Source organism: Streptomyces sp. CC53 (assembly GCF_001865245.1).
In the GTDB taxonomy this organism is placed as follows: domain Bacteria; phylum Actinomycetota; class Actinomycetes; order Streptomycetales; family Streptomycetaceae; genus Streptomyces.
Genome location: NZ_MKXB01000144.1, coordinates 17,501 through 29,460 on the forward strand (window position 1 = coordinate 17,501; position 11,960 = coordinate 29,460).

Annotated in this window: 12 protein-coding genes; 4 read left to right on the forward strand and 8 right to left on the reverse strand. The window is 75.7% G+C overall.

All coding sequences use genetic code 11. From position 1 onward, the window contains the following. Positions 1–49 precede the first annotated feature (49 nt). A complete protein-coding gene (locus BJP40_RS14290) occupies positions 50–652 on the reverse strand; it encodes a hypothetical protein (protein ID WP_071280691.1) in 603 nt (200 codons plus the stop codon). 150 nt (positions 653–802) lie between these two features. Here BJP40_RS14290 and BJP40_RS14295 point away from each other — a divergent pair, with 150 nt between their 5' ends. Together BJP40_RS14295 and BJP40_RS14300 are read left to right on the forward strand one after the other, a co-directional pair. After that, complete coding sequence (locus BJP40_RS14295; RefSeq protein WP_071280692.1) at positions 803–1,825, forward strand: SPFH domain-containing protein; 1,023 nt, start codon at positions 803–805, stop codon at positions 1,823–1,825. Then, complete coding sequence (locus tag BJP40_RS14300) at positions 1,822–2,715, forward strand: NAD(+)/NADH kinase (protein WP_071280693.1); 894 nt, start codon at positions 1,822–1,824, stop codon at positions 2,713–2,715. Before BJP40_RS14295 ends, BJP40_RS14300 begins: the two co-directional genes overlap by 4 nt. A gap of 103 nt (positions 2,716–2,818) precedes the next feature. Here the strand turns inward: BJP40_RS14300 and BJP40_RS14305 are convergent, their stop codons facing one another. Further along, entirely contained in the window at positions 2,819–4,441 is a 1,623-nt protein-coding gene (locus tag BJP40_RS14305) for a carboxylesterase/lipase family protein (RefSeq protein WP_079171169.1), read from the reverse strand. A 447-nt stretch (positions 4,442–4,888) separates the two neighbouring features. Between BJP40_RS14305 and BJP40_RS14310 the strand changes: the two genes are divergently transcribed. Then, positions 4,889–5,581: a 1-acyl-sn-glycerol-3-phosphate acyltransferase gene (locus tag BJP40_RS14310; RefSeq protein ID WP_071280694.1), complete on the forward strand. Its 693-nt coding sequence runs from the start codon at positions 4,889–4,891 to the stop codon at positions 5,579–5,581. Here the strand turns inward: BJP40_RS14310 and BJP40_RS14315 are convergent. Genes BJP40_RS14315 through BJP40_RS14340 form a run of 6 tightly spaced genes read right to left on the reverse strand, consistent with a single transcriptional unit; the run spans position 5,487 to position 10,061 of the window. Then, positions 5,487–6,311: an urease accessory protein UreD gene (locus tag BJP40_RS14315; protein ID WP_079171170.1), complete on the reverse strand. Its 825-nt coding sequence runs from the start codon at positions 6,309–6,311 to the stop codon at positions 5,487–5,489. The two genes, BJP40_RS14310 and BJP40_RS14315, sit on opposite strands and share 95 nt — an antisense overlap. Further along, positions 6,308–7,006 (reverse strand): urease accessory protein UreG, encoded by a 699-nt coding sequence (ureG, locus tag BJP40_RS14320; protein ID WP_071280695.1) that lies wholly within the window; start codon positions 7,004–7,006, stop codon positions 6,308–6,310. Before ureG ends, BJP40_RS14315 begins: the two co-directional genes overlap by 4 nt. Before the next feature lie 21 nt (positions 7,007–7,027). Further along, positions 7,028–7,690 carry an urease accessory protein UreF gene (locus tag BJP40_RS14325; protein ID WP_071280696.1) on the reverse strand — a complete coding sequence of 221 codons (663 nt, stop codon included), beginning with the start codon at positions 7,688–7,690 and terminating at the stop codon, positions 7,028–7,030. Between the two features lie 15 nt (positions 7,691–7,705). Further along, on the reverse strand, positions 7,706–9,442 hold the full coding sequence (locus BJP40_RS14330) for an urease subunit alpha (RefSeq protein WP_071280697.1): 1,737 nt from the start codon (positions 9,440–9,442) through the stop codon (positions 7,706–7,708). Further along, positions 9,435–9,746 (reverse strand): urease subunit beta, encoded by a 312-nt coding sequence (locus BJP40_RS14335; protein WP_071265153.1) that lies wholly within the window; start codon positions 9,744–9,746, stop codon positions 9,435–9,437. The genes BJP40_RS14330 and BJP40_RS14335 overlap by 8 nt, the downstream gene beginning before the upstream one ends. Before the next feature lie 12 nt (positions 9,747–9,758). Next, positions 9,759–10,061, reverse strand: a complete 303-nt coding sequence (locus tag BJP40_RS14340) for an urease subunit gamma (protein WP_071280698.1) — start codon at positions 10,059–10,061, stop codon at positions 9,759–9,761. A 561-nt stretch (positions 10,062–10,622) separates the two neighbouring features. Here BJP40_RS14340 and BJP40_RS14345 point away from each other — a divergent pair. Continuing rightward, entirely contained in the window at positions 10,623–11,513 is an 891-nt protein-coding gene (locus BJP40_RS14345; RefSeq protein WP_371258641.1) for a universal stress protein, read from the forward strand. Positions 11,514–11,960 lie beyond the last annotated feature (447 nt).

The window sequence follows — 11,960 nt, forward strand, 5'->3', positions numbered from 1 at the left end:
GGTGCGGGTCAGGGGGCGCGGCGGGGTGCCGCGGCCCCCTGACCCCGGGTCAGTGGCCGAAGGCCACGACGCCGTGGCCTTCGCGGGCGCGGGCCTGGCGCATCCAGTCCACGCAGGACTCCACCGCGGCCAGCACCTCGGGGTCGAGGCCCTCGCGCTTCCCGGGTGCGGCGGCCTCCCACTGGGCGAGGCCCTCGGCGCACTGCTCGGCGGTCCACTCGCCGTAGGACGGGAGCATGTCGGGGCGCGGCAGGGGGGCGGGCACCGAGCCGTACATGAAGTCCGTGACGGCCACCGCCGTGACGCCCACCTCCCGCAGGCCCTCGTCGACGCGCTCCAGCCACCCGGAGCGGAACGGCGAGAAGTCGTTGTTGAAGAGCCAGCGGCCGTGGAACTCGCAGATCATCTGGTAGGCGTAGCCGTACTGGAAGGCGTGGGCGGCGTCGAACGGGCCGCCGGCCACGACCGCGCGCAGCGCCTCGTACCGGCTCGGGGCCCCCTGGCCGAGCTCGTCGGCGAACCACGCGTCGGCGTGGGCCATCTGCTGCTTGAAACGGCCGCCGATCATGCGGCGCAGCTTGTCGTCGCCGGACCCGACGGCGGCGCGGGCCTTGTCGATGTCGACGAGGTAGGGGCTCAGTGCGTAACTCATGATCGAACGCTAGTCGCAGCCACTGACAACGCACTGCACGGCCGGGGTCCGGGACGCCTCCGACGTGCGCGACCCCGCCCTCCTTTCGTCACCTTGACGAAAAAGGGAACCCTCTTTATCGTCTCCTTGACGACAACAAGGGGGTCGATCATGGCCGACATCAGCAGGCGCCTCGGATGGCGCCACCTGCGCTCCGCGCCCACCGCGCACATCCGCCACCTCCGGCGCGGGCGCCTCGTCCACGAGGGGGTGGGCGTCAGCTTCTGGTACCGGCCGCTGACCGCCGCCCTGTCGGAGGTGCCGGTCTACGACCGTGAGCTGGCGATGGCCTTCCACGCCAGGACCTCCGACTTCCAGGACGTGACCGTGCAGGCCACGGTCACCTTCCGCATCAGCAGCCCGGAGACCGCCGCCGCGCGGCTGGACTTCTCCGTCGACCCGGACACCGGGGCGTGGCGCGGTGCCCCTCTGGAGCAGCTCTCCACCCTGCTGACCGAGATCGCGCAACAGCACGCGCTCGCCACCCTCGCCCGCACCCCGCTGGCCGAGTCGCTGGTGAGCGGCGTCGCCGCGGTGCGGCAGCAGATCGCGGAGGGCCTCGCCGCGGAGCCCCGCCTGCCGGACACCGGTATCGAGGTGGTGGCGGTGCGGGTCGTGGCCGTGCGGCCCGAGCCGGAGGTGGAGCGGGCGCTGCGGACCCCGGCGCGGGAACTGATCCAGCAGGAGGCGGACCGGGCGACGTACGAGCGGCGGGCCGTCGCGGTGGAGCACGAGCGGACCATCGCCGAGAACGAGCTCGCCAGCCGGATCGAACTGGCGCGGCGCGAGGAGCGGTTGGTGGAGCAGCGCGGCACCAACGCCCGCCGCGAGGCGGAGGAGGAGGCCGCCGCGGACGCGGTGCGGGCGGCCGCGGAGGCGGACCGCACCGTGCGGCTGGCCCGCGCCCAGGCGGAGGCGGAGCGGGAGACGGGCGCCGCCAGGGCGCAGGCCCGAGCGGCGTGGCTCCGGGCGCACGGCGAGGCGGACCCGGCGACCCTGCACGCCCTCGCCGTCCACCGGCTCGCGGACAACCTGCCCCGCATCGACAGCGTCACCCTGTCCCCCGACGTCCTCACCGGGCTCCTTGCGCGGCTCCAGGCGCCCGGCGGGGCCGCGCCGGGCGGACAGCGGTGAGCCTCGCGCCGCGCGCGGTGCTGGTCCACCGCGTCACCGAGTACGAGGAGCTGCTCGCCCGGCACGGCACGCACGGACACGCGGACTTCTTCCTGCGCACGCGCGGCCAGAGCGTCGACGAGGTGCTGGAGCGCCACCACCGCGCCAAGGCCGCCCTGGCGGAGGCGGCGGCCGCCGTGCCGCTCACCTGGCGGCAGGCACGGGTGGAACGCGCCGACCTCGACCGGTTCCTGTTCGCGCCCGAGGACGTGGTGGTGGTCGTCGGCCAGGACGGCCTGGTCGCCAACACCGCGAAGTACCTCGCGGGACAGCCGGTCGTCGGCATCGACGGCGACCCAGGCCGCAACCCCGGCGTCCTCGTGCGCCACCGGGTGCGGGACACCGCCGCGCTCCTGCGGGCGGCGCTGTCGCCGGGGGCCGCGCTCGACGAGCTGACGATGGTGGAGGCGGTCACGGACGACGCCCAGCGCCTCGTCGCGCTGAACGAGGTCTACGTCGGCCAGCCGGGCCACCAGACGGCCCGCTACGTGCTGGCCCCGGACGGCGGCGCCGCCGAGCAGCAGGCGTCCTCCGGGGTCGTCGTGGGCACCGGCACCGGCGCGACGGGCTGGCTGCGGTCGCTGCGCCGGCAGCGGGGCGGCGGCCCCGACCTGCCGGGCCCGGCCGAGCGGCGGCTCGCCTGGTTCGTGCGGGAGGCCTGGGCGTCCCCCGCCACCGGCACGTCCCGCGTGGAGGGCGCCCTCGGCCCGCAGGAACGGCTGTGCCTGACCGTCGCGTCGGACCGCCTCGTCGCCTTCGGCGACGGCATGGAGGCCGACGCCCTGGAGCTGCCGCGCGGCCGGACCGTGCGGCTCGGCGTCTCGGACACCCGGCTGCGGCTGCTCGTCTGAACCCCTGTGGGCCGCGCCCGGCGGAAGGGACCGGCGCACCGGCGGCGACGGGGACGCCCGCCTCGGCCGCGGAGCGGCCCCGGTGGCCGGGCGCCGCCGCGGCTCACCGCAGGCGGTCCCAGAAGCCGAGCCGGTGCTCGCGGCGGTAGTCGACGGGGCCGATGCGGTCCGGGGCCAGCGACTGGACGTACGGGGTGCGGTCCGCCGGCCGGTGGGCGGGCCAGGCGGGCAGGCCGGGGGCGTTGGGGTCGCCCGTGCGCGCGAAGGCCGCCCAGTAGGCGGTCATGGTCGCCGAGAGGCGCCGCTGCGCCGGGGTGAAGTGGGGCTCCGCCTGCTCGTCCTCGAAGAGGTACGGCCCGTCGGCGGCGTGGAAGGCGCCGAAGTCGAAGCGGCCCGGCAGCGGCAGGTACATCGGGGCGTCCCGGTCGGCGAACTCGTAGGCGAACGTGGGCACGCGGCTGCCGAGCACCCTGTGCTGGGCCTCCGTGCCGCGGGCCCACATGCGGTCCGTGACCACGGTGGCCCAGGCGAGGCCCGGGGAGGGGAAGGAGCCGGTCGGGTAGGCCGCGCGGATGCGCCGGGCCTGCGGGCCGAACGCGGTGCGCAGGGACTGCCGGTAGTCGGCCTCCGTGAACGGGCGCCCCACCGCGTCGTAGAGCATGCCGACGAACGTGCGGTGCTCGTCGCGTGTGGCGCCGGACAGGACGGGGACCCGGTGGAAGCGGCCGGCCCGCAGCGCGTCCGGCGGGAGTGCGGGCAGGGTCGCGTTGCCGACCGGGAACGCGACGAAGGCGTTCATGATGTGCGGCACTTCGAGGATGCGCTTCACCGGCAGGGCGCGCAGGCACCGCAGGGAACGGTCCGGGTCCGGGTCCTGGCAGCCGAGCGGCGCGGTCATCGCCTCGGTGGTCTCCTCCGTCTCGCGGACGGTGCGCCAGACGTACCAGGGATATCCGGGCACGCCCGGGCCCATCGCGCCCGCGGGCATGTCCATCATGGCCTCGCCGCTCGCGGTCACGGCCCGGTGGAAGAGGCCGCGGGCGCCCGGCGACGTGAGGTGTCCGACGATGGCCGACGCCCCGAACGACATCCCGGCGACGGTCACGTTGCCCGGGTCGCCGCCGAAGGCGGCCGCGTTGCGCTGCACCCAGGCCAGTGCGGCCTGCTGGTCCAGCAGGCCGAAGGTCCCGGAGCCGGGCAGCCCGGGACGGGCGAAGCCGCCGAACACCCCGAGGCGGTAGTTGACGGTCACCACGAGAAGGCCCCGAGCGGCCAGGCGGCGCCCGTCGAAGAAGGCGCCGCCGCCGACGGCGCCGTCCCCGTGGATCCACACCAGGACGGGGGCCGGCCGCCGGGCCTCGGCGGGGGGCGTGGTGACGTTCAGGACCAGGCAGTCCTCCTCCGTGCTGGAGATCGGCGCGTACGGTGACGGCACCTGCGGGCACAGCGGCCCGGGTTCGCTCGCGTCACGCACACCGTCCCAGGGGTGGACGGGCCGTGGCGGGGCCCACCGGTGCCGTCCGGTGGGCGGTCCCGCGTAGGGGATCCCGTAGTACACGTCGTGTGCTCCGGAGCGGACCCCGCGCACCGGCCCGGACTCGGTGCGGACCGTCGGCGCGGTCGGCGGAGCACCGTCCGGGCCGGGTGCCGCCGCTGCCGTGGCCGCCATGACGCAGAGGGCGCCCACCCCTGCGGCAACGCGCCGCAGCCTGGTCCTTGGACGCATCGCCGTCCCCTTCCGAACCGTTCACCGCATGGATCGGCATGCCTTCCCCGGACGCCTCGGCGGCAACGCCGGAACGGCCCTCCGGGCGTACGGGACCACCCTCCCGGCGCTGCCGCGGCCCGCCACACCGCCGGGGGCCACGTGTCGGCGCCCTCCCCGCGGCCACCGCCGCGCGTCACCGTGCCCGTCGGAGGCGAGGGCCGCGGCGGTCGACACGGGCCGGCGCAGCAGGGCGGGTCGGGCGTCCGTGGCACAGAATGGGCTGACCAGCGCCTCACGGCAGCCGCCGGCCGGTGGGCGTCCGGCAGCGGACGGTCGCGGGACGTCGACGCGGACGCCCCGGACCCGCGGGCCACGCCCGCGGGGGCGGGCCCGGGGCCGCTCCGTCGCCACGCGACCGGGTAGAAGGCACTCGGCAGGCCCGTCCGGCGAGTAGGGAGACGACGGATGTTCTACTACGTGCTCAAGTACGTGCTGCTCGGCCCGCTGCTGCGGCTGCTGTGGCGGCCACAGGTCGAGGGGCTGGAGCACGTGCCGGAGACCGGTGCGGCGATCGTGGCCGGGAACCACCTGTCGTTCTCGGACCACTTCCTGATGCCGGCGGTGCTCCCCCGGCGCATCACGTTCCTCGCGAAGCAGGAGTACTTCACCGGGCCGGGACTGAGGGGCCGGGCCACCGCGGCGTTCTTCCGCAGCGCCGGTCAGATCCCGGTGGACCGGTCGGGCCGGGACGCCGGGCGGGCCGCCATCCGGGAGGGGCTGGAGGTGCTGCGGCGCGGCGAACTCCTGGGGATCTACCCGGAGGGCACCCGGTCGCACGACGGGAGGCTGTACAAGGGGAAGGTGGGCGTCGCCGTGATGGCGCTGACGGCGGGGGTCCCCGTCGTGCCGTGCGCCATGGTGGGCACCTTCGAGATCCAGCCGCCCGGCAAGGCCCTGCCGAAGATCAAGCGGGTCTCCATCCGGTTCGGCGAGCCGCTGGACTTCTCGCGGTTCGCGGGCATGGAGCACGAGAAGGCGGTGGTCCGGGCGGTGACCGACGAGATCATGTACCGGATCCTGGAGCTGTCGGGGCAGGAGTACGTGGACGCGTACGCGGCGGACGTGAAGGCCGCGGAGGACCGGCCCAGGGGCCGCTGAGCGCGGCGGACGCCTCGTCGAGGACGCCGCGAAGGCGGCGGGCGTCCGCGGCCACCGCCGTCACCAGGGCGCCCGGCCCGGCCAGCGGGGTGAGGACCGCCGTGCCGCCGAGCAGCCCCGCCTCGACGGGCCGTTCCTCGAACTCGGGCCGCACAACGATCAGTTGGCCTACAGCCCGGTGGCCGCCCAGCACCGCGCCCCCGTCCCACCCGCCGGGCGCGCCGGGCCCGAAGGCCAGCTCCTGGTCCAGCAGGGGCAGCCCCCCGCGGCGGACGGTGAGCCGGGTCGCGAGCGTGCCGGGCGGTTCTCCGGTGCGGCCGAGGACCTGCTCCTCCCGCAGAATCAGGCGGGCGCCCGGTGCCAGGTCGACGAGCGTGCGCATCCGCAGGTCCGACCGGTGCGCCGCGATCAGCTGCTCGGGCAGCCAGCGCAGCTCGGCCCCCTCCCCCACGGTGAGCCGTACGTCGTAGCGGGCCGGGGCGCCGTCGGCGCCGGGGAGGGACACCGTCGCCGCCGCCGCGTCGACGAGCAGGCGCGCCCCGTCCCGTACGGTCGCCTCCAGGCTCAGGTGGTCGCCGCCCAGGGGCGCGCTCATCGCCCCGACGACGGTGACGCGGGCGTACGGGCCGGTGGCGCGGGTGCGGCGCAGGGCGAGCGGTCCCGCGCTCTCCAGGACGGGCAGGGTGCCGTCCGCGTCGGCGACGATCCGGGCCGCGGCGCGGACGCTCACGCCGGCCCCGCTGGAGCGGTCCAGGCCGCCAGGCGCGCCCGCACCCAGTCGGCGACGGGGGTGACGCCGTCCGCGCCGGTCAGGGAGGTGAAGACGACGGGCAGGTCGCCGCGCTGCTCCTTGGCGTCGCGGGCCATGCGCCCCAGGTCGGAGCCGGTGTACGGGGCGAGGTCGGTCTTGTTGACGACGAGCAGGTCGGCGGTGGTGACGCCGGGGCCGCCCTTCCTGGGGATGTCGTCGCCGCCCGCGACGTCGATGACGAAGATCTGGGCGTCGACGAGCCCCTTGGAGAAGGTGGCGGTGAGGTTGTCACCGCCGGACTCGACGAGGATCAGGTCGAGCGGGCCGACGGCCTCCTCCAGTTCCTCGACCGCTTCGAGGTTGGCGGAGATGTCGTCGCGGATCGCGGTGTGCGGGCAGGCGCCGGTCTCGACGGCCGTGATCCGCTCGGGCGGCAGGACTGCGTGGCGCAGCAGGAACTCGGCGTCCTCGCGGGTGTAGATGTCGTTGGTGACGACGGCGAGGGAGTGCCGGTCGCGCAGGGTGCGGCAGAGCGCGGCGACGGTGGCGGTCTTGCCGGACCCGACGGGCCCGCCGAGGCCGATGCGCAGGGCGCGGCGGCGGCCGTCGGGCCGGAACGCGTCGGCGCTGACGGCGGCGGCACCGTCCTGGACGTGGCTGTGGTCGAGGTGCATGGGTGGCTCCCGGTGGGGCGGTCAGGAGGCGAAGAGGCGCACCGGCCAGGCCGCGTGCTGCTCCGCCGTGATGTCCAGCAGGGGTGCGGAGGCCGCGGGGAGGGCGTCGATGCCCTCCGCGGCGGCCTCGGCCGCCCGGAGGGCGACGGCGTCCATGTCGGGCGCCAGCCGTGCGAGGACGGCCGTGGCGTGGAAGGGGTCGAGGCTCAGCAGCCGCACCGCCGCGGTGGCGGGGCCGCTGACCGTCTCGTACGCGGCGCAGTGCGCGGCGTCCCGCTGCCCCAGCCCGGCCGCGCGGGCGGTGGCGCCGAGGACGACCGGCTGGTGGGCGCCGCGCGGGAACGCCCCGGCGAGGGCGTCCAGCGCGGGGCACGGCCAGGTGGCGCGGGCGGCGCGCAGCAGTTGCCTGCCGAGGCGGCGGGAGGCCGCGCGCAGGGCGGGCGACGGGGTGCGCGCGTCGGCGGCCGCGTCCAGGCGTGCCGGGTCGTGCCCGAGGGCGGCGGCCGCGGCGAGCCCGGCGGCGGTGAGGCCGGCGGTGTGCAGGCGGCCGCGGCAGAAGCCCTCCAGATCGGCGGCGTCCCTGAGTCGGCCCGCCCGGACGGCGGCCTCGGCTCCGCCGGAGTGGGCGTGCCCGCCGGCGGGGAAGCGTCCGTCGGCGAGCACCAGCAGTGCGGATCGGGTCATGCTGCGCCCTGCCGTTCAGAAGAGGAAGTAGCGCTGTGTCATGGGCAGTTCGGCGGCGGGTGCGGGTTCGACGGGTTCGCCGTCGATGGTCACCGCGAAGCTGTCCGGGTCGACCCGTACGTGCGGGGTGGCGTCGTTCTCCCGCATGTCCGCCTTGGTGACGCGGCGCACGCTGCGGGCGGCCGTGAACCTCTTGCCCAGGCCGAGCCGTTCCGGCAGGCCGTCGTCGAGGGCCGCCGGGGAGGTGAAGTTGACGGAGTTGGCGGCGGGGGCCCGGCCGTGCGCGCCGAACATGGGCCGGGGCAGCACGGGCTGGGGGGTGGGGATGGAGGCGTTGGCGTCGCCCATCTGCGCGTACGCGATCTGGCCGCCCTTGAGGACGAGGTTGGGCCGGACGCCGAAGAAGGCCGGCTCCCACAGCACCAGGTCGGCGAGCTTGCCGGGTTCGACGGAACCGATCTCGTGGTCGAGGCCCTGCGCGACGGCCGGATTGATCGTGTACTTGGCGACGTAGCGTCGGGCGCGGTGGTTGTCGGCGCGGCCGTCGCCGGGGAGGGCGCCGCGGCGCCGCTTCATGACGTGGGCGGTCTGCCAGGTCCGCAGGATCACCTCGCCGATGCGGCCCATGGCCTGCGAGTCGGAGGAGATGATCGAGATGGCCCCGAGGTCGTGCAGGATGTCCTCGGCGGCGATGGTGGTGGGCCGGATCCGGGACTCCGCGAAGGCGAGGTCCTCGGGGACGGCGGGGTTCAGGTGGTGGCAGACCATCAGCATGTCGAGGTGCTCGTCGACCGTGTTGACGGTGTGCGGCCGGGTCGGGTTGGTCGAACTGGGCAGCACGTGCGGCTCGGAGACGACGGTGATGATGTCGGGCGCGTGGCCGCCACCGGCGCCTTCGGTGTGGTACGCGTGGATGGTGCGGCCGGCGATGGCGGCGAGGGTGTCGCCGACGAACCCGGCTTCGTTGAGGGTGTCGGTGTGGATGGCGAGTTGGGCGCCGGTCCGCTCGCAGACGTCCAGGCAGGTGTCGATGGCGGCCGGGGTCGCCCCCCAGTCCTCGTGGATCTTGAACCCGAGGGCCCCGCAGCGGAGTTGGGCGTGGAGCGCCTCCCGGGAGAGGGTGCTGCCCTTGCCGAGCAGGCCGATGTTGACGGGGAGGTCGTCCATCGCCTCCAGCATGCGGGCGAGGTGCCATCCGCCGGGGGTGACGGTGGTGGCCTTGGTGCCCTCGGCGGGGCCGGTGCCGCCGCCGACCAGGGTGGTGACCCCGGAGGCGAGGGCCGTGTCGACCAGGGGGGGGGAGATGAAGTGGACGTGGGCGTCGACGGCTCCTGCGGTGAGGATCCTGCCGTTGCCGGAGATGATCTCCGTCTCCGGTCCGATGACGAGGTCGGGGTGGACGCCGTCCATGGTGTCGGGGTTGCCGGCCTTGCCGATGCCGGTGATGCGGCCGTCCCGGATGCCGATGTCGGCCTTGACGATCCCCCAGTGGTCGAGGACGACGGCGCCGGTGACGACGGTGTCGGGGGTGCCGTCGGCGCGGGCGGCGCGGGACTGGCCCATGGACTCGCGGAGGACCTTCCCGCCGCCGAACACGGCCTCGTCGCCCGCGCGTCCCGGTCCGCCGCAGCGGTCCTCCTCGATCTCGACGAGGAGGTCGGTGTCGGCGAGGCGGATGCGGTCGCCGGTGGTGGGGCCGAAGAGGTCGGCGTGCACGGCGCGGTCGAGCAGTACGCGGCGCGGCTCAGTCATCGAGGGGTCCTCCGGTCTCTGCGCGCAGCCCGGGGACGGTCCGCGCACCGGCGATCGGGACGAGGGCGACGTCGACGGGGACGCCGGGTTCGAAGCGCACGGCGGTGCCCGCGGCGATGTGCAGCCGGAGGCCGCGCGCGGCCTCGCGGTCGAAGCGCAGGCCGGGATTGGCTTCGGCGAAGTGGTAGTGGGAGCCGACCTGGACGGGCCGGTCGGCGGCGTTGAGGACGGTGAGCCGGGTCACCGGGCGGCCTTCGTTGAGGGCCACGGGCTCGTCCGCGTACAGGATCTCTCCGGGGATCATCCGCGCGGCCCGTCAGAGGATCGGGTCGTGGACGGTGACGAGCTTGGTGCCGTCGGGGAAGGTGGCTTCCACCTGGACGTCGTGGAGCATCTCGGGGATGCCCTCCATGACGTCGTCACGGGTGAGCACCTTGCGGCCGGACGCCATGAGCTCGGCGACGGTGCGGCCGTCGCGGGCGCCCTCCAGGATGTGCGCGGTGATGAGCGCGACCGCTTCCGGGTGGTTGAGCCGGACGCCTCGGGCGAGGCGCTTCCCGGCCACGTCCGCGGCCACGTGGACCAGCAGGCGCTCCTGCTCGTGGGGGCTCAGGTACACGTCTCACCTCACAGTTCCCGCCCGGCGGTCACCCGGGCGCAACGGGACCCTATCCGGCTTCAACACCTTGTTGAGCTGCGAGGTCGACAGTGTCGGAGAGATATTTCAATCTCTCGCAGAAGTTTTTCCGGGAGGTTAACCGGCGTTTTGCCGACCCATGAGCAGCGGGCCGCGCGCCCCGCGTTCAGATGCGCTGAAGGGCCGTCGGGCCGGGGGCGGAGCTCGGCGGTGACCGGGGCGGTGGGCGGCACCAGGCACGGGTGGTGTGCCGCCGGCCCGCGGTGGGAGGGGCAGCGGCGGACGGGATGGGGCCACCGCCGAGGGGCGGGGGCGGGCGGCGGGGCGGGATCGAGCGGCGGGACCCTGTCCGCGACGGGACCCTGAACTGCGGGTGCCCCCGGTCCCGGGGCCCGCGCAGGGCGGCGCACCCCCGGGCCCCGGGACCGGGGAGCTTCGGCTGTTCGCAGGGCCACCCGCCGCCCGGCCCGGGACCATCGGCGCATTGGCACCCGGTCCCGGCGGGCGGGAAGCTGAGGGAACTGTTCCCTCACCGAAGGAGTCATGGTGGCCGGTCTTGTGGTCGTCGGCGCGGACGGGTCGCCGTCGAGTCTCACCGCAGTGGAGGCGGCAGCGCGCGAGGCGGTGCTGCGCGGGGCGCGGCTTCGGGTGGTCCACGCGTTCCTGTGGCCGGCGATGCACGTGCCGCTGGGGCCGTCGCCGCTGGGCCCGCCGGAGGGCGGGCTGCGGAACATGGTCGAGCACCTGGTCGCCGAGGCGGTCGAGCGCGCCCGGACGGTGGCGCCCGGGCTGGACGTCACCCACGCCGTGGTGACGGGCGAGCCGCTGACCGTGCTGGAGGCGCAGTCACGCGAGGCGGAGCTGGTGGTCGTGGGGTCGCGGGGTGCCGGAGGGTTCGTGGGGCTTCTGGTCGGCTCCACGGCGGTCCATCTGGCGGCGCACGGGGCGTGTCCGCTCCTGGTGGTGCGGGAGGTGGGGAACCCGTCGGGTCCGGTCGTGCTGGGGGTCGACGGCTCCCCGGCCGGTGAGCGGGCGGTGGAGTTCGCCTTCCACCAGGCGGCGCTGCACGGCACGAAGCTCGTGGCACTGCACGCCTGGACGACGTGGAACGCGCCGCTGCCCGCGCCGCAGGACGCGTCCGAGCCGTACGCGAACCCGCCGGGCGCGCTGGCCGACGAAGAGCAGCTCCTGGTGTCGGAGGCCCTCGCAGGCAGCCGGGACCGGTATCCGGAGGTGGCGGTCGAACAGCGGGCGGTGCGGGGCGGCACGCGGGAGGCGCTGATCGAAGCGAGCCGTTCGGCCCGGCTGCTGGTGGTCGGCGCGCGGGGGCGCGGCGGGTTCACGGGCCTGCTTCTGGGCTCGGTCAGCCAGGCCATGCTGCACCACGCGCACAGCCCGGTCGCGGTCGTGCGGGGCGGGGACGCAAGGGCCTGACGGCGGCGGTCGCCGTCGGCGCGGGTACCGCCTCGCCGGCAGGACCGCCGTCGTACCGGCCGGGCTCCCCGCAGCCGCGTGCAGGCCCGGGGACACGAGGTCCGCTGGACCGCCGCCCGACCGTCCGGACCCCGTGGCCGAGCACGGGCCCGTGAGGGCCCCGAACCGCACGGGGCGTCCGCCCGTCCGCCCGTGACCCCGCAGCCGAACGGGGGGCACAGGGGCGCGAGGCGCCGCCCGCGGGCCGGCCGGTGGGGGCGTGGGGCGCTCCCCGGCGCCCCGGGAGGTCAGGGCGGCCCTCGCATGCCGTCGGCGCCGGGAGGGTCGGTGCGCGTGCCTGCGGCCCGGTGCGGGCCCGGCTCCGCACGCCCGTCCCGATCGGTCTCCGGGTCGCCTTCCTCGCCGCGGGTGGCGAGGAGGGACCAGACGATGGACACGGTGATGGTC

Coding starts and splice junctions, on each gene's coding strand:
- BJP40_RS14290 (WP_071280691.1), bottom strand. CDS start 652: ATGAGTTACGCACTGAGCCCCTACCTCGTCGACATCGACAAGGCCCGC.
- BJP40_RS14295 (WP_071280692.1), top strand. CDS start 803: ATGGCCGACATCAGCAGGCGCCTCGGATGGCGCCACCTGCGCTCCGCG.
- BJP40_RS14305 (WP_079171169.1), bottom strand. CDS start 4,441: ATGCGTCCAAGGACCAGGCTGCGGCGCGTTGCCGCAGGGGTGGGCGCC.
- BJP40_RS14310 (WP_071280694.1), top strand. CDS start 4,889: ATGTTCTACTACGTGCTCAAGTACGTGCTGCTCGGCCCGCTGCTGCGG.
- ureG (WP_071280695.1), bottom strand. CDS start 7,006: ATGCACCTCGACCACAGCCACGTCCAGGACGGTGCCGCCGCCGTCAGC.
- BJP40_RS14325 (WP_071280696.1), bottom strand. CDS start 7,690: ATGACCCGATCCGCACTGCTGGTGCTCGCCGACGGACGCTTCCCCGCC.
- BJP40_RS14330 (WP_071280697.1), bottom strand. CDS start 9,442: ATGACTGAGCCGCGCCGCGTACTGCTCGACCGCGCCGTGCACGCCGAC.
- BJP40_RS14335 (WP_071265153.1), bottom strand. CDS start 9,746: ATGATCCCCGGAGAGATCCTGTACGCGGACGAGCCCGTGGCCCTCAAC.
- BJP40_RS14345 (WP_371258641.1), top strand. CDS start 10,623: ATGGTGGCCGGTCTTGTGGTCGTCGGCGCGGACGGGTCGCCGTCGAGT.